The sequence below is a fragment of the Cupriavidus sp. 05L310 genome, from assembly GCF_056398185.1.
In genome coordinates this window covers 36,735-58,150 of the sequence record NZ_JBFTOX010000058.1, presented here as the reverse complement: position 1 = coordinate 58,150, position 21,416 = coordinate 36,735, and the positions used below count along the sequence as shown (strand labels likewise).

Below are 21,416 nucleotides of genomic sequence, written 5' to 3'. Positions count from 1 at the left end.
AAGGGTTAAACCGTTTGCGCTCTGCGCCCAGCGTGAAATACTGTTTTCTATACGCCTCGAAAAAACGAGCACACCGCCATGTCAGAACACGCACCCGAATTCATTGAGTCTCTTCTCGCCGACTCACCCGCGACCCCACCCGCTGTATCACCATCGGCACGCCCGCTGCGCATCTCCCACTTCTGCGAACTGTCCGACACGCTCGACAGCCGTGCCGAGCTGGAAGCCATCCGCCACAGCATCCACCAGCATCCCGAACTCGCCTTTGACGAAGTGCGTACCGCCGAGCTCGTCGCCAGCCAGCTTGAAGGCTGGGGCTACGAAGTGACGCGCGGCGTTGGTGGTACCGGCGTGGTCGGCACGCTGCGCCAGGGCGGCTCACGCCGCAGCATCGGCGTGCGCGCCGACATGGACGCGCTGCCCATTCACGAACGCACAGGCCTGCCATACGCCAGCATCCATGCCGGCAAGATGCACGCCTGCGGCCACGACGGCCACACCACCGTGCTGCTCGGCGCCGCGCGGCAACTGGCGCGCACGCGCCATTTCAACGGCACCGTCCACCTGATCTTCCAGCCCGCCGAAGAGATCGGCGCCGGCGGCGGCGCCGAACGCATGCTGGCCGACGGCTTGTTCGAACGCTTCCCGTGCGATGCGATTTTCGGGCTGCACAACCATCCTGGCGTGGAAGCCGGCATGTTCATGTTCCGCGCGGGCCCGTTCATGGCGGCTTGCGATACGGTGGCCATCACCATCCGCGGCAAGGGCGGCCACGCGGCACGGCCGCACCAGTCGATCGACCCGATCCTGGTGGCGGGCAGCCTGGTGATGGCGCTGCAGAGCATCGTGTCGCGCAATATCGACCCGAACGAGACCGCGGTAGTGACGATCGGTACGTTGCATGCGGGGCATGCGCCTAATGTGATTCCCGAAAGCGCGAAGCTGGAACTGAGCGTGCGGTCGTTTAGTCCCGATGTGCGGCGCACGCTGGAGAACCGTATCCGGCAGTTGGTGACTTCACATGTGGAAGGCTATGGGGCTAGTGTGGAGATCGATTACATCCGCGGTTATCCGGTGCTGATCAATAGCGAGCGTGAGACGGAGTTTGCCCGGCAGGTGGCCGAGGAACTGGTGGGGCCGGAGAGGGTAGTGGCGAATTTTCCGCTGATCGCGGGGAGTGAGGATTTTGCTTACTTCCTGCAGCAGCGGCCTGGGTGCTTTGTCAGGATGGGGAATGGGGCGGGGCAGCCGTTGCTGCATAACGCTGGGTATGATTTTAATGATGAGAATTTGACGGTGGGGGCGGCTTATTGGGCTAGGTTGGTGGAGAGGTATTTGGAGGGGTAGGGGGGCTATAGGGACGTTCGTGCGCGGGGGGTGATGGGGTTGTTTTTGGGCGGTGTTGGTTGTTGGACCCAACAGCGTACGACATCCCCCTGCGGGGGACGCCGGTCACTTTTCTTTGCGTTCGGCAAAGAAAACTAACGAAAAGAAAGCCGACCCTGCCGGGAGCAGAGCAATCAGGCTATTTGGTGGCAGTGATTGCGTCGTGCGGGTGGTGGCTTCGGCTGGCATGCCCTACCGGCTTCAACAGCTGCTCCCCTGCGTACCACACGGGTTTCGTGGTGCGGCCCCTAGTGGCGGGCGCCGTGCCCATTCGGCCATCTGCCGTTCGCGATGCAACGGGCCACGATTCTTCGAGTCCTACTGGTTTCGTGGTTTTGTCTCTGACGGCAAGCGCGGTGATTGTTCGGTCCCTGCCGTTCTTGGGGGGTGGGCGCCGCGCAACTTTGCATTGATGGGTTTCGTGGTGGGCGCGGTGGCCCGTGCTCAGCCCCCATGCGGCTTCGTTCACGGATTGGTCGAGAACCGCGCACAACACCATCGTCAGATCCCTCCGTGTTCGCTGACCGGGCCACGGCGCCCACCACGTAACGAAGACGGCCGTATGCAGTCACGGCTAGCGCCGGTACGGCAGGGTGTAAATTTGCAGGGTATTCGCCGTCAGAGACAAAACCACGAAACCGGCAAATCCCGAAGATTCGTGGCCCGTTGCATCGCGAACGGCAGATGGCCGAATGGGCAGGGTGCCCACTATCAGGGGCCGCACCACGAAASCACTGGGTAATGCTATTGCGCTGCCCTTCGAGYCGGTAAGGCASGCCAGCCAAGACCTTGTGCCTGACGACGAAACCACCAACGYGCAATAGCCTGATTGYTCTGCYCCCGGCAGGGTCGGCTTTCTTTTCGTTAGTTTTCTTTGCCGAACGCAAAGAAAAGTGACCGGCGTCCCCCGCAGGGGGATGTCGTACGCTGTTGGGTGCAACAACCAACACCGCCCAAAAATAACCCCCCACCCCCCGCACACCAACGTTGTAAGCCTTTCAACGCCCAAAAACCTCACCGAAAAAACCCACTAGGCGGCACCCCAAACTGCCTCCTGAACATAGTAGAAAACGCACTAGGACTCTCATACCCAAGATCCAGCGCCACATCCACCACCTTAGCCCCGGCGGCCAGCCCCTCCAACCCCGCCAGCAACCTCGCCTGCTGCCTCCACTGCCCAAACGTCATCCCGGTCTCCCGCGCAAACCGCCGCTGGATCGTCTTGGGATCCACGCCCAGCCGCTCCCCCCATTCAGCCAGCGTCAGCGCCGTATCCGGCGCACCGACAATCGCATCGCAGATCTGCCGCAACCCGGCATCGGCGGGACGTGGCAAGTGCAAGGGCAGCGTTGGCACCAGCATCACTTCATCCAGCAGCAACCGCATCAACCGTCCGTCGCGCGATTCGGCGGCGTAAGGCGTGGGAATGTCGATCGCGGCGAGGATGAGTTCGCGCAGCAGCGGCGTGATGCCGAGCACGGTGCAGCGCGTAGGCAGGTTGGCGGCGGCGTCCGGGCGGATATAGGCGGTGCGCATGCGCACGTGGCCAACCATGCGGATCCAGTGCACGGTGCCGCCGGGCATCCACATGCCGCGCGTGGGCGGGACGATCCATTGGCCTTCTGCGGTGGCTACCACCATCACGCCATGCACGGCGTGGATCAACTGGGCGTTCGGATGCTGGTGCGGCTTGGTGACATGGCCCGACACGTAGTCGGCTGCCATGGCGGTGACCGGCATCAGGCTGCGGTCGTAGCTGAGATAGGCGGGCACCGCCGCGTAGCTGTCGGCGCGGTCGGTGCCGGGAATATCGGCGGGATAGCGCGCGGCCGAGGGCGGGGCGATGGCGCCGTGTGGCGCGGACGGCGCAGCATCCACACCGGCGTTGCGGCGAGTCACGGGACGGGGCATGTCCTTTTCTCCAAGGTTGCGGCCCTATTCTCGCAGGACAGGCGGAATTGCGCCATTTACGATGGGCGCCAGGATTCCCCTCTTGTTTTCTCTCAGCCCCCGTTTCCATCATGAGCAGCCGCATCGATACCGCGCCAGGCGGCGCGAACGCCTCGCCGCAGGGCCCGGCCCCGAGTCTTCACACTACGCAGGCCGCCGCCGAGCGGACCGGTTTCCGCGTGCTGGGGGCGATCAGTTTTTCGCATTTCCTCAACGACATGATCCAGTCGCTGATCCTGGCCATCTACCCGATGCTCAAGGGCGGCTTCAATCTCAGCTTCACCCAGATCGGGCTGCTTACGCTGACCTACCAGATCACGGCTTCGCTGCTGCAGCCGGTGGTGGGGCTGTACACCGACAAGCATCCCAAGCCGCAGTCGCTGTCGATCGGCATGGGCTTCACGCTGTGCGGCCTGCTGCTGCTGTCGGTGGCGCCGACCTATGGCGTGCTGCTGGTGGCGGCCGCGCTGGTGGGCACCGGTTCGTCGATCTTCCATCCGGAGTCGTCGCGCGTGGCGCGCATGGCTTCGGGCGGCCAGCACGGGCTGGCGCAGTCGATCTTCCAGGTCGGCGGCAACGCGGGTAGCGCCACGGGGCCGCTGCTGGCGGCATGGATCGTGCACCAGCAGAGCAGCGTGGCCTGGTTCTCGCTCGCGGCCTTGCTGGCCATCGCCGTGCTGTGGCAGATCGGTATCTGGTACGGCCGCGAGCTGGCGCATACCACGCGCAAGCGCAAGGCGGTCGCCGCGCACGCACCGCTGCCGCGCAGCACCGTGGTGCGCGCCATGCTGGTGTTGATGGCGCTGGTGTTCTCCAAGTATTTCTACATGGCGAGCCTGAACACCTATTACACCTTCTACCTGATGGAGCGTTTCGGCCTGACACGGCAGAGTTCGCAGCTCTACCTGTTCGTGTTCCTGTTCGCGGTGGCGGCCGGCACCATCCTGGGTGGTCCCATCGGCGACCGCATCGGCCGCAAGCGCGTGATCTGGGCGTCGATCCTGGGCGTGGCGCCGTTCACGCTGATGCTGCCGCACGCCAACCTGTTCTGGACCGGCGTGCTGTCGTTCATCATCGGCTTTATCCTGGCGTCCGCCTTCTCGGCCATCCTGGTGTTCGCGCAGGAACTGATCCCTGGCAAGGTGGGCATGGTGTCGGGCCTGTTCTTCGGCTTTGCCTTCGGCATGGGCGGCATCGGCGCCGCGGTGCTGGGCAAGCTGGCGGACACGCATGGCATCCAGTCGGTCTACGCGTTGTGCGCGTTCCTGCCGCTGCTTGGGCTGCTGGCCATCTTCCTGCCCGACCTCGGCGGGCGCAAAAAGCTGGCCTGAGCCCGCGTGCGGTGGCACGCGGGCGTACCGGTGTTCAATTCCATGCACCCTCGCGGTGCTTGTGCGCCACATTGCAGCAACCCCACGCGGTGCCCGGAGCACCTGTGGGGCTGCCATGTCAGCGCATCAGGCGTGTCCTGCCGGATGCCTGCCGCCGGCCGCGAGCAGATCAGCGGCCAGTCTTGTCCTGCGACACGTCCATGATCATGCGCGTGAGCAGGTACAGGCGCGGCGTGACCGAGTTGAGGTCGACATACTCGGCGTCGTTGGAGTGCGCGCCAAAGCCGCGCAGGCCGAAGCGCTCGATCACCGGCGCCTTGGTGGCGGCCGCGGCAAAGGCCGCATCGGTGCCGCCGCCTTCGGCGGTGTCGTACACGGCCAGCTTCTCGCCGATCTCGGCATATACGCCTTGCGCGTGCGCGGCGAGCTTGCGCGCGGCATCGGTGGCTTCCAGCGGCGGGCGGCGGCGCTCGAACTTCCCTTCCACCCTGGTGTCCGGGATCAGCTGCTTCTTCACGCGCTCCTGCAGCGTGCGCTCCAGGTTGTCGTAGTCGGCGGTGCGCAGCACGCGCACATCGGCCTGTGCCGTGGCGGTAGCCGGGATCACGTTGCGGTTGGTGCCGGCCGACGAGATCGTCCAGTTCACCTTGAGCCCGCTGTCCGGGTTGGACAGGTCGCGCATCTGCAGGATCTGGTGCGAGAGTTCATACAGCGCGTTGCGGCCCTGTTCGGGCGAGCTGCCCGCGTGCGAGGCCTTGCCATGCACGGTCAGCGAGATCGCACCGATGCCGCTGGTGGCGAGCGACAGGCGGTCGCCGGTCACGCGCGTGGCTTCGCAGGAGAACACCGCGTCCTGCTGGCTGCCCATCTTGCTCAGCATGGCGCGCGCGCCGGGCGAGCTGATCTCCTCGTCTCCGTTGATCAGCACGGTCAGCGTCCCGTAGTCCTTGAAGCCCATCTTCTGCAGGATGGCTACCGTGTGCAGGATCACCGCCACGCCGTTCTTGTCGTCGGCGATGCCCAGGCCGTAGGCGCGTTCGCCGTCGATGCGGAACGGCTGCTGCGCCAGCATGCCGCGCAGGTAGACCGTGTCCATATGGGCGATCAGCATGATGTTGCGCTTGCCCGTGCCCTTGAACTGCGCCATCACCATCTTGCCGACCTGCCTGGGCGTGTCTTCCATGCGGTAGACCTCGGTGGGCTCGATCAGCTTCGCGTCGCCGCCCATGGCGGCCAGCCGGTCGCGGATCAGCGCGGCGATGCGGTCCAGCCCTTCGATGTCCTTGCTGCCCGATTCAATCGACACCAGGTCCTTGAGGGTGGCGATGAGCGCGGGCTTTTCCTGCTGGGAGAGCTGGTAGGCGGGCTCCACCGGCGCCGCCTGCGCCGCGGCGGCGCAGAGCAAAGCGACAAGCGTGGCGGCGGCCTTCAGTGACGGGCGGCGGGAAAGGGCGCTGGCGCGCGGGCGAAGGTTCAAAAGCATGCGATAGTCTCCGGGATGCGGTGGGGGGCGTAATCGGCGCGGTCGAAGGGGTAACAGGCCGGGGGCCGGGAGCCCCGAAGCCGCGCCGGTGTATGGGACAGCGTTATTCGTCAGCCGGCTCGAAACCCTGCAGCCAGCGCCGCAGCAGTCCTGCCAGCTGCTTGCGCTCAGCGGCCGTCAGCGGCTCCAGCAGGCGATGCTCATTGGCCACGTGCACCTCCAGCGCGTGGTCGACGCGGTCGCGGCCGGGCTGCGTCAGCTCGATCAGCAGCCCGCGCCGGTCATCCGGATTGGGGCAGCGGCGCACCAGCCCGGCGCGTTCGAGATGGTCGAGCCGGTTGGTCATGGTGCCCGAGGTAATCATCAGCGAATCGATCAGCGCACCCGGCGACAGCGCATAGGGCGGCCCCGAGCGGCGCAGCGTGGCCAGCACGTCGAACTCCCAGCTATTCAGGCCGGCCGGCGCCAACGCCGCCTCCACCGCGCGATCGGTGTGGCGCGCCAGGCGCCAGACGCGGCCGATGATGCCCATCGGCGCGGCATCGAGGTCCGGGCGCTCGCGCGCCCACTGGGCCAGGATGCGGTCGACGCGATCGCCTTGCGCTTCGGCAGGTTGGGCCGGCTGGCTGGCTTGGGGAGACGCGCCGCCGCCGGCTTCGTCGGTGGGCGCCGTTGCGCCGTGTGCCTTGGGTTTGCCGCGGGTGGCCATGATGTACGCTGCGATTTGACTGAGTGACAAGAATCTTGACATCAAGCCTTTCACTTCGTAAAGTGGATTTTAAATCTTGATATCAAGATTCTTTTCATGAAGAAAAATAAAGGCATGACGACATGAAGCCCGACGCCCAGTCCGCCCTCCCGCTGTCATCCCGGCAGGTTGCTCCGGTCCCGCAGGCGCAGGTACGCGCGGCGGATATCCTGCTGACCGCCTCCGCCCCGCTGATCTGGGGCAGCACCTACCTGATCACCAGCCAGTGGCTGCCGCCGGGCCAGCCGCTGCTGTCCGGCGTGATCCGCGCGCTGCCCGCCGGGCTGGCGATGCTGGCCTGGGGCCGGCAACTGCCGCGCGGCAGTTGGTGGTGGAAGGCGGCGTTGCTGGGCGTGCTGAATATCGGCTTGTTCCAGGCCATGCTGTTTATTGCCGCTTACCGCCTGCCGGGCGGGGTCGCGGCCACCGTGGGGGCCATCCAGCCGTTGCTGGTGGTCTTGCTGGCCTGGCTGCTGCTGGGCGCGCGGCCGCATCTTGCCGCCTGGCTGGCCGGCCTTGGGGGCATCGGCGGCGTGGCTTTGCTGGTGCTGGGGCCTGCCGCGCGGCTGGATGCCGTGGGCGTGGCCGCCGCCGCGGCCGGCGCGGTATCGATGGCCTTGGGCACGGTGCTGGCCAAGCGCTGGCGCCCGCCGGTCTCGCCGCTGGTGCTCACGGCCTGGCAGCTCACCGCCGGCGCCCTGTTCCTGCTGCCGTTCGCGCTGGCCTTCGAAACCCTGCCGGCGCGCCTGACGCTGCCCAATGTACTTGGCTACACGTGGCTGTGCGTGGCCGGCGCCGGCGTCAGCTACGCATTCTGGTTTCGCGGCATCGGCCGCCTGCCGACCGCGGCGGTGTCCGCGCTGGGCTTGCTGAGCCCGGTGAGCGCCACGGTGCTGGGTTTCCTGGTGCTCGGCCAGACCCTGAGCACGGCACAAATGGCGGGGGCTTTGCTAGTGCTGGCAAGCGTGTGGCTGGGCCAGCGCGCGCCGGTGGCTGCGGTGCAGCCTGGGCAGGGGCCGCAGGCAGCCGATGGCGCGCGATTGCCGTTGCCGCACCGACAGGGGTGAAAGGCGCGCCGTTTTTACGGCATCATGGCGGGCATGACGTCTGCCGTGCCTCCCCCCAACGCGCCGCGGCCCGCCCGGCCTGCCTGTGACCACTGCCTCGCGCTCGCGGCGGATTCCCGCCGGCGTGAGCCGCATGCGCGCCTGGCGCTCAAGCACACCGCCCCGCTGGTGAGCCAGAGTGCGGCCGGCGTGCCGTTCAGCATGCTCACCTTCACTTGCCGCGAGTGCGGCACCGTATGGCGGCTGTACGACCGTGCCAATGAACTGTTCGTATCGTGGGTACCTGAGTGTCCGCTGGCTCCCCGCGGCCCGGCGGCGCCGGGAGGCGTGGCCGATCGGATAAAATAGCGCCCGTTCCTGCATTGAGGCCGGCACCCGTCCCGGGCCGCCCAGCGGCGCTAGCGCGGCCGGTCCCGTCTCCAACCGTCGTCTTCGCCGTTCCCCCATTCATGTCCGCTTCCCGCCGAATTCCCTTGCTGGCTGCTGTGCCGGTGGCTGCCGCCGCCCTGGCCAGCCCGCTCGCCGCCACTGCCGCCGACGCGTATCCCGCGCGCCCGATCCGCCTGATCGTCGCCTATCCGACCGGCGGCATCAGCGATGCCGTGGCGCGCGCGCTCGGCGAGCGCCTGTCGGCCCAGACCGGCGCCTCGGTGGTGGTGGAAAACAAGGCGGGCGCGGGTGGCAGCATCGGCATGGACGCCGTGGCCAAGGCCGCGCCGGACGGCTATACGCTGGGCTTCTCCTCGACCAGCCCGCTCACGCTCAACCCGCACGTCGGACACGTCAACTACGATCCGCAGCGCGATATCGCGCCGGTCATGAGCGTGATGTACTCGCCGGTGCTGGTGATCGCCACGTCAAGCTTCGGTGGCAAATCGTTCCAGGACCTGCTCGCACAGGCCAAGGCCCGGCCCGGCTCGGTGCGCTGGGCCACGTCGGGCCTGGGCACGGTCGGCCATGTCATGCTGGAGCAGGTCAAGGCGAAGTCCGGGGCCGACCTGACGCTGATTCCCTACAAAGGCGCCGGGCAACAGATGAACGACGCGCTTGGCGGCCAGTTCGAGGTGATGAGCACGAATGCCAGTCCCATGCTGACGCAGCACATGCAGGCCGGACGGCTGCGCGCGCTCGCGGTGGGGGCGCCCAGGCGCATCGAGTCGCTCCCCAATGTGCCGACCTTCGCCGAGCTGGGATACCCCAAGGCCAACCTGACTTCCACTTTCGGCATCTTCGCGCCGGCGCGCACGCCGGCGGCCATCGTCACGAAGCTGAATGCCGAACTGAACAAGGCCCTGGCCGAGCCCGAGGTGCGCGAGCGCCTGCTCAAGGGTGGCGAGGTGCCCACCGGCGGCACCGCCGCGCAGTTCGCCGCGGCGATCCGCGCGGAGTATGACGACAACGCCCGCATCGTGAAAGACGCGGGCATCAAGGCGGACTGAGCCGCCGGCTGGCTGGCCACTGGCGGCAACTGCCGCCGTTGCCGGCGCCGTGCGGGGGCCCTGATGGCCGGTCCGGCTGGTCGAGCAGATCGAGCCGGCAACCGCTCGCGTATACCGAGGACAGCAGCACGCCGTTGCGCGGACCCAGCGCGAGCTTGGTGCGCACGCGCGAGAGATGGCTGTCCACCGTGCGCGATGCCGGCGGCACGTCGCGCTGCCAGATTTCTTCCTCGATGGTCTGGCGCAGCAGCAACTGGCCGGCATGTCGGAACAGCAGCACGGCCAGTTCGTACTCCTTGGGCGCCAGCTTGACCGGGTGGTCGTTGACATAGGCGCGCCGCTCGCCGAGGACAAAGCGGTAGGCACCAAGCGTGAGTTCGCCGCAGGCCTGCGCCACCGGCGCCATGCGCCGCAGCAGCGCCTCCACCCGCGCAGCCAGTTCGGCGTGGCGGATCGGGGCAGCCTGGAAGGCATCCGCGCCATGCGCGAAGCACTTGGCGATGTGGTCGTCGTCGCCGCTCTGGCTCAGCAGCATGACCGGCAGTTCGTCGCCGAGGGTGCGGCGTATCCACTGCAATATGTCCGGTGCCGGGATGCCGGGAATCTCCCAGGCCATTAGCAGCAGCTCGTAAGGCTCGTTGCGCAGGGCCTGCATCAGCGCGCCGCCTTCGCGAAAGCGCACCGAGTCGTGGCCGCTGAGGCTGAGTGCCTGCTCCAGCAGCATGGCACGGGCCGGGTTGTCCTCCAGTACAGCGATTCGCATGAAGTCTCTCCTCGCGCGCGGGCTTCGGCGCGCCTGCCTCCCGGGTCTGGTCGCCGCGCTGCGCATGGCGGCGCCGGGATGGCGCGGCACTGCCAGAGCATCTTAGCTTTGTGCCGCGCGCAGCGGAAAGCAAAAAGGCATCGCTAGCGAAATTTGAGAAAATTCCCATCCGAAAGCGTCTTCGCGCGGTTTTTAATAGCGGATAGCCCCGCAGCGTCGGGCCCCACTGGCGCCAGCGGCGCCAATCACAGCGAGACCGGCGGGCCACCAAGCCGTACCGGCCAACCAAGCATGGGAATGAAGATCGCTTCTCTCGAAGACGAACCGGCCGAGGCGGCCCTGATCCGGCAGATACTCGGCGAGGCCGGGCATGTCTGCATGACCTTCAGGCGCAGCCGCGAACTGCTGCTGCACCTGCGCGAAGAAAACTTCGACCTGCTGCTGCTCGACTGGCAGATGCCGGATCTTTCCGGCAAGGAGGTGCTGATGTGGGTGCGCACCAACCTGGACCGGCGCGTGCCCGTGATGTTCCTGACCTGCCGCAATGCCGAGGAAGACGTCATCGAAGGCCTCGCCGCGGGCGCCGACGACTACATGCTCAAGCCGGTGCGGCGCGGCGAGCTGCTGGCGCGCACGCAGTCCCTGCTGCGGCGCGCCTACCCGGACCCGGCCGCGGGCGGCGAGCACGTCAAGCTGGCCGACTATGTCATCGACTGCGCCGCGCGCACGGTGGCCCACCGGGCCCGGCCGCTCAGGCTGACCCCCAAGGAATTCGACCTGGCCGTGCTGCTGTTCCGCAACGAAGGACGCATCGTGTCGCGGGACCATATCGTGGCGGCCGTGTGGGGGCGCGAGCTTTCGCAGCTGTCGCGCACCATCGATACGCATATATCGCGGGTGCGCAGCAAGCTTGCCCTGCATCCCGAGCACGGGCTGCGGCTGCAGCCCGTCTACACGCTCGGCTACCGGCTCGAACTGACCGGAGGCGAGCGATGAGGGCGTGGCTTGGTAACGTGCTTGCGCGGCTGGCGGCGTGCCTGCGCGCGGCGGAGCAATGTATCGGGCGTCTCGCTGTCGACATGGGGGCGGGGCGGGAGGAGCGGGAGGCCGACGCATGCGCCGCCGTCATGCGCCTCCTGCCGGCCAGCGCCGGCGCCATCGATGTGGCGGCGTATGACAGCGAGGCGCAGGCGTCCTGGCAAACCGGCCTGCGCGCCCTGTCGCACGACTTGCGCGCGCCGCAGAGTGCCATCCTGGCACTGGCCGAGCTGCAACTGGTCGCACCCGAGGCGCTTGCGCACGATGTGTTCGCGGCGCAGGCGGCAGGCCATGCGCAGGCTTCGCTGCGTCTCACCGACGGCATTGCGCGGCTGTTGCGCGAGCTGGTCCACGGTTATCGCATGGAGGTGCTTGACCTGACCGCGCTGCTGCGCGAGGCCGCCGACGCGCTGTGGCAGGCGGCCAGGCCCGGCACCGAACTCCATCTGGCGGGGGCCAGGGTCTGGATACGGGGTGACACGGCGATGCTGTCCGAAGCCCTGCGCGTGCTGCTGGCCCTGGCACTGGACGCCGCCGGGGACACGCGGCCGCTGGTGCGCCAGCAAGTCGACGGACGCATCTGCCGCTTGTCCGTCGCCTTCGTGCCCGGAGCCGAGTCCGCGCAGGCGGCGGAGCCGGTTGCGACGCAGTTCTGCCGCCGCGTGCTGTTGCGCCATGGCGGCACACTCGACATCGGCGGCAGCGCGGATGCGGACGACCATGCCGGCCGGCCGGTCACCTGGCAGCTGCGCCTGCCCGTGCTGTCATGAAAAACAAAAAAGCACCCGAAGGTGCTTTTTTGTCGTTTGGCGTCACCCCCGCGCGAGCAGAGGTCAAGCCTGAAAGGACAATCAGAAAATGTGGCGGATACCTGCGGCCACACCGGTCTGGTTGTTCTTGCCCGGCAGTTCGGTCTTCGTGCCGCCAGTCAGCTTGTTGTAGTCCACGGTGCCGTAGACCTGGGTGCGCTTGGACAGCGAGTACTCGGCCAGCAGCACGCCGGTGTAGCGGTTGCCCTGGTTGTTGGACACGCCGTTCGTGTTCTGGACGTGGTCGCCGTAGAACACGCCGGTCAGGGCCAGCGCCGGGGTGACCTGGTAGGTCAGGCCCAGGTAGCCGGTCATGTCCTTGCGCGGGTTTGCCGCGAAGTTGCCGGTCGGGACCGGATTGGCGGTACCGGCTGCCAGTGCGTCGCCGTTCAGGCTGGCGTCGACGCTGCCGGTGCGGTCCAGGCCGCCGATGTAGCCCAGGAAGATCTTTGCCGGGCCGATGCTGTACTTACCTGCCGCGCCCCACATTTGCTGCTTGTTGCCAGCCGTGTCGCGGGTGAGTTGGTATACGCCACCGAAGCCGAACGGGCCAACGGTGTATGCAGCGCGGAAGCCATAGTATTGCGACGAGGTGAAGGAGCCGGCCTTTTCGCCGAAGCCATAGCTGCCGCCCACGTTCAGGCCGCCGAACTTGCCGTCGTAGCTGACTACGTTGTCATTGCGGAAGTTCGTCAGGAAGAACGGCCAGGCGTTGGCGGTGTAGTTACCGATGGTCAGCGGATCGAAGTCGCCGAAGAAAGTAAAGCCCTCGGTGTACTGGCGGCCCAGCTTCACGGTACCGAAGTCGCCGGACAGACCCACATATGCCTGACGGCCGAACAGACGGCCACCCTGGTTTGCCCTGCCGGTATCCGGATCGAAGCCGTTTTCCAACTGGAAGATTGCCTTCAGGTTGTTGCCCAGGGCTTCGCTGCCCTTGATGCCCCAGCGGCTGTTGGTGATCGCGCCGTTGGTCAACTGGTACAGGCTGTCGTTGTTGGCGTTCGAGTTGTTGGTGTAGCGCAGGCTCTGGTCGACGATGCCGTACAGGGTCACCGACGATTGAGCGTAGGCGCTGCCGGCCAGCAGCGTACCAATGGCAAGGGTGAGGGCTGATCTCTTCATGTGGCTCCTTTTCTGTTCTGTATTTGTCTGCGGCCGGATCACGGCGGCGAACGAGGTTTACGTTTCGTGTAAACGCTCGCGGAAATTTAACAAAACAGAAAAGATTTAGACACTAATGCACACTGTTGACGGGCCCTTTGCCGGCAATTGGTGCAAAAGCGTTGCGACGCCGCGACAGAACCATTAAATGGTGCATAGCGAGATGGCGTCGGCGTCATCTCGCTTTCCCCGCGGTCGTGGGGCGCACCGGTGGCGCGCAGGCGTGTGGCTGGCCACGGTATGGCCAGGGAGCTGCGGCATGACGGCCCGCCGCCCGGACTTCGGGCGAGGGGGCGCGGCTTAACCCTGCGGGATCTCGATCTTGACCTCGAGCACCTCGAGGTTGTCCTGGCGCTCCAGGCTCACGCGCAGATCCTGGTCGCTGATCTTCACGTACTTGGAAATCACCGCGACCAGTTCACGCTGCAGGGCGGGGAGATAGTCGGCCGGCGCGGAATGGCCGGTGCGTTCATGGGCGAGGATGATCTGCAGCCGCTCCTTGGCAACCGAGGCGGACTTTTTCTTCTCGCCGAGCAGGAAGGACAGAATCGACATGATGGTGGACCCTCCTTACTTGTTGCCGAAGATGCGCGAAAGCAGCCCCGGCTTCTGGTAGTCGGTGAAGCGCATCGGCTTGTCCTTGCCCAGGAAGCGGTCCACCACGTCGCCATAGGCATCGGCTACGTCGGAGCCTTCCAGGTGGATGGCGGGCGTGCCCTGGTTGGATGCGTGCAGCACCGCCTCGGATTCCGGCACCACGCCGATCAGCTTGATGCGCAGGATTTCCTGGATGTCGGTCAGCGACAGCATTTCGCCGCCATGCACGCGCTTGGGGTTGTAGCGGGTGATCAGCAGGTGTTCCTTGACCGGATCGCCACCGTCCACGGCCCGCTTGGTCTTGGACGAGAGGATGCCGAGGATGCGGTCCGAGTCGCGCACCGAGGACACCTCGGGGTTGGTCACGACCAGTGCCTCGTCGGCGAAATACATCGCCAGCAAGGCGCCGGATTCAATGCCTGCCGGCGAGTCGCAGACGATGTACTCGAAGCCCATCTCGACCAGGCCATTGATGACCTTCTCCACGCCTTCCTTGGTCAGCGCGTCCTTGTCGCGGGTCTGCGAGGCCGGCAGGATGAACAGGTTCTCGCACTTCTTGTCCTTGATGAGGGCCTGGTTCAGGTTGGCCTCGCCTTGCACCACGTTGACCAGGTCATACACGACGCGGCGCTCGCAACCCATGATCAGGTCGAGGTTGCGCAGGCCGACGTCGAAGTCGATCACGGCAGTCTTGTGGCCACGCAAGGCCAGGCCGGCGGAAAAGCTGGCGCTGGTGGTGGTCTTGCCTACGCCTCCCTTGCCGGAGGTCACAACGATGATTTTTGCCATGGCTCTTGGATCCAGTAATGGTTGAAGCTTGCGCTGCTGTGGTTTGGGCTCTGCGGCGGGTGTTACTTCATCCGGAGCGGTTCTAGTATCAGTTTCTCGCCGGCCAGCCGCACCTGGGCCGATTTGCCCAGCACATCGGCGGGCAACGGCAGTTCGGCGGTGCGGTAGATGCCGGCGATCGACAGCAGTTCGGGCTCCAGGCAGGTGCAGAAGATGCGCGCCTGCGCGTTGCCCTTGACGCCCGCCAGCGCGCGGCCGCGCAGCGGGGCATAAATATGGATATTGCCTTCGGCGATCACCTCGGCGCCGTAGCTGACCAGGTCGAGTATCACGACGTCGCCGGCGGCGTAGATCTGCTGGCCGGAGCGCAGCGGCTTGTCGATCAACATGGTGGCCATGCCGCGCGAAGCGGCTTCGGCCAGCGCGGCGGCGGCCGCGGCTTCCACCTCCGCTGCCGCGGCTTTGGCTTCGGCATGCGCCTTCGCTTCGGCCTGTGCCTCGGCCTGGGCTTCGATCCCGGCCGGTGCCGCTACGGCCTGCGGCGCTTCGTCGCGTCCGCCGCGCCGGCTCTGGCTGTCCAGCAGGGGCAGGCCGAACGACTCGGCCCAGCCGCGCTGCGCCTCGCGCGCAACCACGCCGATGGCGCGGGCCTTGAGCAGGGCCAGGGTTTCGATCACGGTGTCCAGTGCGACCCTGTCGTCGCCTTCCAGGCGGCGCAGGTCCAGGGCGACCACATCATTGGAGAAGAAATCGGGGGTCGATTCGAAGCGGGACAGAAGATCGTCCCGCAGCGCTGCGATGTCAGCGGTCTTGAGAGCGAGTAGGAGGGCGTCGACATTGCCACTGCGCAGCTCGAAGCGTGGCGATTTCTTCTGGGACATAGTCGGTGACCGTGGAAATGGGACATTCTAACTTCGTCTGGGTGCAGAACTGTAACAAATGACCGATGCAGGCAGGCCAGTGCCGGATGCGGCGCGTTGATGGCCCGTTTTCCCGGGCGGATGCATTGTCTTCGGCGCCGCGCGCAGGCGGCGGCACACCGGCGCGCCGTTCCGCCGTCGCTCTTGTTACGATTGCGCCATCTGAACAACGGAGTGCTCATGGGCGCGATCGTCAATAGTGTGGCCTACCGGGGCGGCAAGCGGGTGGGCGACGTGGCCGTGGACGAAATCAGCGAGTCACTCGCCGTGCCCGGCACCTTTGTGTGGCTGGGACTGCACGAACCGGACCTGGCGCTGCTGCGCAAGGTGCAGCAGGAGTTCGGCCTGCACGACCTGGCGGTGGAGGATGCCCTGGACGCGCACCAGCGGCCCAAGCTGGAAACCTACGGCGACTCCATCTTCATCGTGCTCAACACCGCCCAGCTGGTGGACGAGGAAGTGGTGGTGGGCGAGACCCACCTGTTCGTCGGTCCCAACTATGTGATATCGGTCCGCCACGGCGTGAGCAGCAGCTACGCGCCGGTGCGCGAGCGCTGCGAGAGCGATCCGCGCGCGCTGGCCAACGGCCCGGGCTATGTGCTCTACGCACTGATGGATTTCGTGGTCGATCACTACATGCCCATCGTCACCCGGCTCGAGGACGCCTTCGAGCGGCTTGAGGAAGGCATTTTCCGCGACGAGTTCGACCGCGCCGCGATCGAACGCCTGTACCACATCAAGCGCCAGGTGCTGCGCCTGCGCAATGCGGTTTACCCGATCGAGGAAATCTGCGGGCAACTGATCCGCTTGCACGAGGAGCTGGTGCCCAAGGAACTGCGCGCGTACTTCCGCGATATCGCGGACCATGCCAGCCGCCTGGTGCGCACCCTCGACGTGGTGCGCGAGATGCTGACCACCGCGGTGCAGGTGAATCTGGCGCTGGTCACCGTGGGCCAGAACGAGGTGGTCAAGCGCCTTGCCGGCTGGGGCGCCATCCTGGCCATTCCCACGGTGGTGTTCAGCCTGTACGGCATGAACTTCAGCTTCATGCCTGAGCTGCAGTTCCACTATGCGTATCCGGTGGTGGTCGGTGTGACGGTGCTGGCCTGCGGCGGCCTCTGGCGCAAGCTGCACAAGTCGGGCTGGATCTGAGGCGCGTGGCGCGGCCGCCCGGCCGCCGGCACCACGCCGGCCGGCAGCCCACGGGGGCCGCCGCGACTCCGGTCACACCGCCTTCCTCGCTTCCCCCTCCCGCTTCCCGATGCTTTGGCGGCACGCCATGCCATGTTTATGGGATTCCCTCCTTCCGGCGCGCTGGATAGTCTGGCCCCCGGTCCGCGCCCGTGCGTGGGCCGGGTTGGCGTGGGTCGCGCCACCGGACGCGCCATGGCGCGGCAAACAAGGTCACTAGAACACAAGAAGTGCAGCATCCATTCTCGGGGGGGAGAAATCCAATGAAGCTTCAATTTCAGACATTCGGGGTCGCGCTGAGCGGCGCGGCGCTGCTGGCGCTGGCCGCCTGCGGCGGCGGAAGCAGCGATAGCGCCAGCAGCGGTTCCACCAGCGACAAGCCGGTCGTGGCCGTGGCCGCGTCCGCGGTGACTGGCACGGCCGCCACCGGCGCCGCCCTCGCCAACGCCAAGGTGGCCATTACCGACAGCGCGGGCGCCTCGCCCTGCCAGGAAGCCGCGGTCACCACCAGCGCGCTGGGCACCTACACCTGCACCCTGAAGACGGGCGTGGTGGCGCCGTTCTTCGTGGTCGTCACGGACCCCACCGGCAACACCGCCCCGCTGGTCAGTGTGAGCACCGTCACGCCGGCCGCCGGCGCCAAGCTGACGCTCAACGCCACGCCGTTGACCACGGCCATCGTGGCGCAACTCGCCGCCGACGGCAATCCGCTGACTGTCGTCAGTGGCAAGACGGTGGACGCCGCCGCCTTGCAAAAGGTCACCGCCAATGTGGTCGCGCAGCTCGCCAGCGTGCTCGCCGCCATCGGAGCGCCCGCCAGCTACGATCCGTTCTCGACCGCCATTACCGCTGCCACGGCGGCCGGCGTGGGCAATACCGCCGACCAGGTGCTCGACATCGTCAAGGTGGTCACGGACCCGGCCACCGGCAAGCTGGCGCTGACCACCGTCGACAACCCGACGCCCATAGCCATTGCTACCGCCACCAGCACCGGCGGCACGCTCGCCGCGCCGCCCGCCGCCGTCGCGGCCCTGCCGCAGGCCGCACAGGCCGTCGCCAAGGGGCTCTCGGCCTGCTTCGCGCTGCCCGTCGCGCAGCGCGTGACGTCCTCCAATGCCAACCTGAGCGCGTCGCAGGGCGGCCCGGAGGTCGACGGGGTGGCGTCCGCATGCCAGAACATCGCTGCCGACAGCAGCAACGCAGCCGGTATCGATTTCCTGCAAAACGGCTTCTACTTCGGGCAATTGCTCTACGGCATCCTGACCAGCGATACCATGACGGGCGCACAGTTCAGCGTGCCGGAAATCATGGCGTTCTATCCCGCCGCGTCGACGGCCTCGGGGCGTGACGAAGCCATCTTCAACATCCGGTACCTGGACGCCGGCGGCAACCCCGGCAACATCATCACGACGGCACGCAATATCGCCAACGGCGCGACCAGCGCGCATCCCTCGAACTGGTGGCTGGTCGGCAACCAGCAGCCCGTCGATGTGACCGTCAAGCTCCAGATCCGGCGTGTCGAACAGCTCAACCCCGGCTTCAGCAAGAACAACAATAACTACAGCCACTTCCAGAGCGGCATCCAGTTCATGATCAACGCCACGGGCCCGGGCAGCGTCGTCAACAACGCCCCCCTGAGCTATGCGCGCGTGACCGGGCCCGGCTTGCCGAGCAATGGCATTGTCTATATTGCGCCGGTCCCGGCCGAAGTAGGCCAGACCTACATGGACGTGAGCAACAAGACCGGTACGGTGCCCGTCACCGCCCAGTGCGGCAACGAGTTCAGCCCGCCCTCGCCGTCGTACAACTGCCCGAACTTCTGGTTCTCGCGGACTGCGGGCCTCAGCGGCAGCGCGGCCAGCACGCTGGCGGGCAATCCCGCCGGCCTGGCGTGGGCGCAAGCAGCGGACAACGCCGATGCCTCCAAGGTGGTCAAGGGTGCGAAGTACCGCATCGAGCTGTTCCATGGCACCAACACCACGCCGACCTACAGCTACAACAAGACCCTGCTGAGCGACCTCGTGCCGGCCACCCAAGGGGTGAACCTGCCGTGGAACACGCTGGGCAGTCAGTCGCTGGCCGCGCTGGACCCGTCCAACGCCAGCCTGGCTGGCGCGCAGACGTCGCTGACGGCGGACTGGGTGCAGAATGTCTCCGCCCAGCAGATCGGCAGCGTTGCCGTCTCGGTCGACAGCAACGGCACCTGGAGCACATCCATGCCAGCGCCCAAGGGCGCGACCTCGATCGTGGTCAATGCGGCGGTGCCGGCCTTCTCGGCCAATACCACGCGCGGCCTGCTGTTCGGGTACCGGATGCTGGACAACAGCAACAAGTCGGTGGTCTACACCTACAACTGATTCCAGGAATCAGGCGCTCCTGACGCGGCCGGCGCCACAGCCGGCTTCGGCGTCCTGCATAGCCCCGCAAGGCCAAAAGGCCTGCGGGGCCTTTTTTTCGCCCCGGCACGCCGCGCCACGGCCGCGGAGGAGGCTGCAGCGCACTTGCGCGCCGTCTTTACGCGATCTTTATATCTTCTTTACACCCCCGCCTCCCCTCTCTACCCCGTTTTTACCGCGCCATCCCTAATCTGCCATCTGTGAATCACTCACGGTGTGTTGCCATGGACGGGATCTATTTCATTGGTTTGTTGCTGTTCGGTGCGCTGACTGGCGCACTGCTGGCCTTATGCGCCGCGCTGGGAAGCAAACCGCCCGGCGCGGCCGAGGGGCCGGGCGCGGAGGGTGCCGAAGTGCGCCGCAAGGACAGCGCCACCGACAGGAGGCTGTGATGGACTGGGCTGACCTGCTGGGCGGCGTGCTCGCCGTCGCTGTTTTTATCTACCTCCTGATCGCCCTGTTCCGGCCGGAGAAATTCTGATGTCAACCGAATTCCTGGGACTTCTGGTCCTCTACCTGGCTATCCTGCTGGCGCTCGCGCCCTTCGTGGGGCGCTATATCCGCCGCGCGATGGAGGACGAGCGCTACCTCGCCACAGCCTGGGGCCGACCGCTGGAGCGCGTGCTGTACCGCGTGGCCGGCGTGCGCGCCAATGCCGAGATGGGCTGGAAGCAGTACGCCGTCGCGGTCATCGCCTTCAATATGCTGGGCGTGGTGGCCGTCTACGTGCTGCAGCGCGTGCAGGTCTGGCTGCCGCTCAACCCGCAAGGCTTTGGCGCCGTCACGCCGGACTCCGCCTTCAACACAGCCGTCAGCTTCGTCTCCAACACGAACTGGCAGGGCTATGCGGGCGAATCCACCATGAGCTACCTGACGCAGATGCTGGCGCTCACAGTGCAGAACTTCTTCTCGGCGGCCACCGGCATCGCCGTGGTATTCGCGCTGATCCGCGGCTTCGCGCGGCAGAGTGCAACCACCATCGGCAACTTCTGGGTGGACATGACGCGCTGCACGCTCTACGTGCTGGTGCCGATCTCCGCCGCCATCGCGCTGGCGCTGGTCAGCCAGGGCGTGATCCAGAATTTCGACAGCTATAAGGAAGTCACGCTGGTGACGCCGGTCGAGTACAGCCAGCCCAAGGTGGACGCAGCCGGCCAGCCCGTGCTCGACGCCAAGGGCGCGCCCGTGACGGAGGCCATGAAGACCGACAAGCAGACGCTGGCAATGGGCCCGGTGGCTTCGCAGGAAGCCATCAAGATGCTCGGCACCAATGGCGGCGGCTTCTTCAACGCCAACTCGGCCCATCCCTACGAGAACCCGACGGAGCTCGCCAACCTGATCCAGATGCTGGCCATCTTCCTGATTCCGGCGGCCTTGTGCTTCACCTTCGGCGAGATGGTCAAGGACCGCCGCCAGGGCGTTGCGATCCTGGCCTCGATGGCGGTGATCTTTATCGTCATGGCGTGCGTGGCGGCGCTCTCCGAGCAGATGGCCAACGCCGCGCTGGCGGGATTGCCGATCGACCACGCGGCCAGCGCGTTGCAGGCCGGCGGCAATATGGAAGGCAAGGAAACGCGCTTCGGCATTGCCGCCACCGCGTTGTTCGCCACCATCACCACGGCGGCATCGTGCGGCGCGGTCAACGCCATGCATGACTCCTTCACCGCCATCGGCGGCCTGGTGCCGATGCTGCTGATGCAGCTTGGCGAGGTGGTGTTCGGCGGCGTCGGCTCGGGCCTGTACGGCATGCTGGTGTACGCGGTGCTGGCGGTGTTCATCGCAGGATTGATGATCGGCCGCACGCCGGAGTACCTGGGCAAGAAGATCGAGACCTACGAGATGAAGATGACTGCCGTGGCGATCCTCGTCACGCCCTTGCTGGTGCTCCTGGGCACGGCGGTGGCGGTGATGGTGGAGCCGGGCCGCGCCGGTGTGTTCAACCCTGGCACGCACGGCTTCTCGGAAATCCTCTATGCGTTCTCGTCGGCCGCCAACAACAACGGCAGCGCCTTTGGCGGCTTATCGGCCAACACCCCCTTCTACAACGTGGCGCTGGCCGCGGCGATGTGGTTCGGGCGCTTCTGGATCATCGTGCCGATTCTCGCCATGGCGGGTTCGCTGGCGGCCAAGCGCCGGCTTCCGGTCACCGGCGGCACCATGCCCACGCACGGTCCCCTGTTTGTGGTGCTGCTGGTTGGCTCGGTGCTGATGGTGGGCGCGCTGACCTATATCCCGGCGCTCGCGCTGGGTCCGGTGGCGGAGCAATTGCAGCCCCCCGCGGTGACGGCGGCGGGCAAGTGACGGAGCGCCTGCCGCGCGGCGACCCGCGCGGCATGGCGAGGCAG

At 66.5% G+C, this 21,416-nt stretch carries 20 protein-coding genes; 12 read left to right on the top strand and 8 right to left on the bottom strand.

All coding sequences use genetic code 11. From position 1 onward, the window contains the following. The first annotated feature begins 78 nt into the window (after positions 1 to 78). On the top strand, positions 79 to 1,347 hold the full coding sequence (locus tag AC1DS6_RS32875; RefSeq protein ID WP_441630984.1) for a M20 aminoacylase family protein: 1,269 nt from the start codon (positions 79 to 81) through the stop codon (positions 1,345 to 1,347). 1,053 nt (positions 1,348 to 2,400) lie between these two features. On the opposite strand, the gene AC1DS6_RS32870 is transcribed toward AC1DS6_RS32875, so the two are convergent. After that, entirely contained in the window at positions 2,401 to 3,297 is an 897-nt protein-coding gene (locus AC1DS6_RS32870; protein WP_441630986.1) for an AraC family transcriptional regulator, read from the bottom strand. Between the two features lie 110 nt (positions 3,298 to 3,407). Here AC1DS6_RS32870 and AC1DS6_RS32865 point away from each other — a divergent pair, with 110 nt between their 5' ends. Next, positions 3,408 to 4,667, top strand: a complete 1,260-nt coding sequence (locus AC1DS6_RS32865) for an MFS transporter (protein ID WP_441630988.1) — start codon at positions 3,408 to 3,410, stop codon at positions 4,665 to 4,667. Between the two features lie 169 nt (positions 4,668 to 4,836). Here the strand turns inward: AC1DS6_RS32865 and AC1DS6_RS32860 are convergent, their stop codons facing one another. Together AC1DS6_RS32860 and AC1DS6_RS32855 are read right to left on the bottom strand one after the other, a co-directional pair. Next, a complete protein-coding gene (locus AC1DS6_RS32860) occupies positions 4,837 to 6,150 on the bottom strand; it encodes a M20/M25/M40 family metallo-hydrolase (protein WP_441630990.1) in 1,314 nt (437 codons plus the stop codon). Between the two features lie 103 nt (positions 6,151 to 6,253). After that, positions 6,254 to 6,859 carry a MarR family winged helix-turn-helix transcriptional regulator gene (locus AC1DS6_RS32855; RefSeq protein ID WP_441630992.1) on the bottom strand — a complete coding sequence of 202 codons (606 nt, stop codon included), beginning with the start codon at positions 6,857 to 6,859 and terminating at the stop codon, positions 6,254 to 6,256. A 122-nt stretch (positions 6,860 to 6,981) separates the two neighbouring features. Here AC1DS6_RS32855 and AC1DS6_RS32850 point away from each other — a divergent pair, with 122 nt between their 5' ends. The 3 genes from AC1DS6_RS32850 to AC1DS6_RS32840 all read left to right on the top strand — a co-directional run bounded on the left by AC1DS6_RS32850 (position 6,982) and on the right by AC1DS6_RS32840 (position 9,404). Further along, positions 6,982 to 7,965 carry an EamA family transporter gene (locus AC1DS6_RS32850; RefSeq protein WP_441630994.1) on the top strand — a complete coding sequence of 328 codons (984 nt, stop codon included), beginning with the start codon at positions 6,982 to 6,984 and terminating at the stop codon, positions 7,963 to 7,965. A 24-nt stretch (positions 7,966 to 7,989) separates the two neighbouring features. Beyond that, positions 7,990 to 8,313, top strand: a complete 324-nt coding sequence (locus tag AC1DS6_RS32845; RefSeq protein WP_441630996.1) for a hypothetical protein — start codon at positions 7,990 to 7,992, stop codon at positions 8,311 to 8,313. Positions 8,314 to 8,414: 101 nt separating this feature from the next. Beyond that, positions 8,415 to 9,404 carry a Bug family tripartite tricarboxylate transporter substrate binding protein gene (locus AC1DS6_RS32840; RefSeq protein ID WP_441630998.1) on the top strand — a complete coding sequence of 330 codons (990 nt, stop codon included), beginning with the start codon at positions 8,415 to 8,417 and terminating at the stop codon, positions 9,402 to 9,404. On the opposite strand, the gene AC1DS6_RS32835 is transcribed toward AC1DS6_RS32840, so the two are convergent. Then, complete coding sequence (locus AC1DS6_RS32835; RefSeq protein WP_441631000.1) at positions 9,391 to 10,167, bottom strand: response regulator transcription factor; 777 nt, start codon at positions 10,165 to 10,167, stop codon at positions 9,391 to 9,393. The genes AC1DS6_RS32840 and AC1DS6_RS32835 overlap by 14 nt on opposite strands. 297 nt (positions 10,168 to 10,464) lie before the next feature. Between AC1DS6_RS32835 and AC1DS6_RS32830 the strand changes: the two genes are divergently transcribed. Then, positions 10,465 to 11,163, top strand: a complete 699-nt coding sequence (locus AC1DS6_RS32830) for a response regulator transcription factor (RefSeq protein WP_441631002.1) — start codon at positions 10,465 to 10,467, stop codon at positions 11,161 to 11,163. Further along, positions 11,160 to 11,975, top strand: a complete 816-nt coding sequence (locus tag AC1DS6_RS32825) for a histidine kinase (protein WP_441631004.1) — start codon at positions 11,160 to 11,162, stop codon at positions 11,973 to 11,975. Before AC1DS6_RS32830 ends, AC1DS6_RS32825 begins: the two co-directional genes overlap by 4 nt. 81 nt (positions 11,976 to 12,056) lie before the next feature. Here the strand turns inward: AC1DS6_RS32825 and AC1DS6_RS32820 are convergent, their stop codons facing one another. From AC1DS6_RS32820 to minC, 4 genes are all read right to left on the bottom strand, one after another. Continuing rightward, positions 12,057 to 13,139, bottom strand: coding sequence for a porin (locus AC1DS6_RS32820; RefSeq protein WP_441631006.1), 1,083 nt, complete (start codon positions 13,137 to 13,139; stop codon positions 12,057 to 12,059). Between the two features lie 339 nt (positions 13,140 to 13,478). Continuing rightward, positions 13,479 to 13,733 (bottom strand): cell division topological specificity factor MinE, encoded by a 255-nt coding sequence (gene minE / locus AC1DS6_RS32815; protein ID WP_006164360.1) that lies wholly within the window; start codon positions 13,731 to 13,733, stop codon positions 13,479 to 13,481. Positions 13,734 to 13,748: 15 nt separating this feature from the next. After that, positions 13,749 to 14,564, bottom strand: coding sequence for a septum site-determining protein MinD (minD, locus tag AC1DS6_RS32810; protein WP_441631008.1), 816 nt, complete (start codon positions 14,562 to 14,564; stop codon positions 13,749 to 13,751). 62 nt (positions 14,565 to 14,626) lie between these two features. Then, positions 14,627 to 15,445: a septum site-determining protein MinC gene (gene minC / locus AC1DS6_RS32805; protein WP_441631010.1), complete on the bottom strand. Its 819-nt coding sequence runs from the start codon at positions 15,443 to 15,445 to the stop codon at positions 14,627 to 14,629. Between the two features lie 219 nt (positions 15,446 to 15,664). On the opposite strand from minC, the gene AC1DS6_RS32800 reads away from it, so the two are divergent. The 5 genes from AC1DS6_RS32800 (at position 15,665) to kdpA (ending at position 21,372) form a co-directional block, all read left to right on the top strand. Continuing rightward, positions 15,665 to 16,636, top strand: coding sequence for a magnesium and cobalt transport protein CorA (locus AC1DS6_RS32800; RefSeq protein ID WP_441631012.1), 972 nt, complete (start codon positions 15,665 to 15,667; stop codon positions 16,634 to 16,636). Positions 16,637 to 16,938: 302 nt separating this feature from the next. Continuing rightward, positions 16,939 to 19,032: a hypothetical protein gene (locus tag AC1DS6_RS32795; protein ID WP_477103968.1), complete on the top strand. Its 2,094-nt coding sequence runs from the start codon at positions 16,939 to 16,941 to the stop codon at positions 19,030 to 19,032. A gap of 263 nt (positions 19,033 to 19,295) precedes the next feature. Next, a complete protein-coding gene (locus tag AC1DS6_RS32790; RefSeq protein ID WP_200876704.1) occupies positions 19,296 to 19,463 on the top strand; it encodes a hypothetical protein in 168 nt (55 codons plus the stop codon). After that, the gene (gene kdpF / locus AC1DS6_RS32785; protein WP_006164365.1) at positions 19,463 to 19,552 is read left to right on the top strand and encodes a K(+)-transporting ATPase subunit F; all 90 of its coding nucleotides are present in this window, start codon (positions 19,463 to 19,465) and stop codon (positions 19,550 to 19,552) included. The genes AC1DS6_RS32790 and kdpF overlap by 1 nt, the downstream gene beginning before the upstream one ends. Then, positions 19,552 to 21,372 (top strand): potassium-transporting ATPase subunit KdpA, encoded by a 1,821-nt coding sequence (gene kdpA / locus AC1DS6_RS32780; protein ID WP_441631016.1) that lies wholly within the window; start codon positions 19,552 to 19,554, stop codon positions 21,370 to 21,372. The genes kdpF and kdpA overlap by 1 nt, the downstream gene beginning before the upstream one ends. Positions 21,373 to 21,416 lie beyond the last annotated feature (44 nt).

What these genes read in the sequence shown, in the direction of transcription:
- AC1DS6_RS32875 (WP_441630984.1), top strand. Translation starts at nt 79, where the DNA reads ATGTCAGAACACGCACCCGAATTCATTGAGTCTCTTCTCGCCGACTCA.
- AC1DS6_RS32870 (WP_441630986.1), bottom strand. Translation starts at nt 3,297, where the DNA reads ATGCCCCGTCCCGTGACTCGCCGCAACGCCGGTGTGGATGCTGCGCCG.
- AC1DS6_RS32865 (WP_441630988.1), top strand. Translation starts at nt 3,408, where the DNA reads ATGAGCAGCCGCATCGATACCGCGCCAGGCGGCGCGAACGCCTCGCCG.
- AC1DS6_RS32860 (WP_441630990.1), bottom strand. Translation starts at nt 6,150, where the DNA reads ATGCTTTTGAACCTTCGCCCGCGCGCCAGCGCCCTTTCCCGCCGCCCG.
- AC1DS6_RS32855 (WP_441630992.1), bottom strand. Translation starts at nt 6,859, where the DNA reads ATGGCCACCCGCGGCAAACCCAAGGCACACGGCGCAACGGCGCCCACC.
- AC1DS6_RS32850 (WP_441630994.1), top strand. Translation starts at nt 6,982, where the DNA reads ATGAAGCCCGACGCCCAGTCCGCCCTCCCGCTGTCATCCCGGCAGGTT.
- AC1DS6_RS32845 (WP_441630996.1), top strand. Translation starts at nt 7,990, where the DNA reads ATGGCGGGCATGACGTCTGCCGTGCCTCCCCCCAACGCGCCGCGGCCC.
- AC1DS6_RS32840 (WP_441630998.1), top strand. Translation starts at nt 8,415, where the DNA reads ATGTCCGCTTCCCGCCGAATTCCCTTGCTGGCTGCTGTGCCGGTGGCT.
- AC1DS6_RS32835 (WP_441631000.1), bottom strand. Translation starts at nt 10,167, where the DNA reads ATGCGAATCGCTGTACTGGAGGACAACCCGGCCCGTGCCATGCTGCTG.
- AC1DS6_RS32830 (WP_441631002.1), top strand. Translation starts at nt 10,465, where the DNA reads ATGAAGATCGCTTCTCTCGAAGACGAACCGGCCGAGGCGGCCCTGATC.
- AC1DS6_RS32825 (WP_441631004.1), top strand. Translation starts at nt 11,160, where the DNA reads ATGAGGGCGTGGCTTGGTAACGTGCTTGCGCGGCTGGCGGCGTGCCTG.
- AC1DS6_RS32820 (WP_441631006.1), bottom strand. Translation starts at nt 13,139, where the DNA reads ATGAAGAGATCAGCCCTCACCCTTGCCATTGGTACGCTGCTGGCCGGC.
- minE (WP_006164360.1), bottom strand. Translation starts at nt 13,733, where the DNA reads ATGTCGATTCTGTCCTTCCTGCTCGGCGAGAAGAAAAAGTCCGCCTCG.
- minD (WP_441631008.1), bottom strand. Translation starts at nt 14,564, where the DNA reads ATGGCAAAAATCATCGTTGTGACCTCCGGCAAGGGAGGCGTAGGCAAG.
- minC (WP_441631010.1), bottom strand. Translation starts at nt 15,445, where the DNA reads ATGTCCCAGAAGAAATCGCCACGCTTCGAGCTGCGCAGTGGCAATGTC.
- AC1DS6_RS32800 (WP_441631012.1), top strand. Translation starts at nt 15,665, where the DNA reads ATGGGCGCGATCGTCAATAGTGTGGCCTACCGGGGCGGCAAGCGGGTG.
- AC1DS6_RS32795 (WP_477103968.1), top strand. Translation starts at nt 16,939, where the DNA reads ATGAAGCTTCAATTTCAGACATTCGGGGTCGCGCTGAGCGGCGCGGCG.
- AC1DS6_RS32790 (WP_200876704.1), top strand. Translation starts at nt 19,296, where the DNA reads ATGGACGGGATCTATTTCATTGGTTTGTTGCTGTTCGGTGCGCTGACT.
- kdpF (WP_006164365.1), top strand. Translation starts at nt 19,463, where the DNA reads ATGGACTGGGCTGACCTGCTGGGCGGCGTGCTCGCCGTCGCTGTTTTT.
- kdpA (WP_441631016.1), top strand. Translation starts at nt 19,552, where the DNA reads ATGTCAACCGAATTCCTGGGACTTCTGGTCCTCTACCTGGCTATCCTG.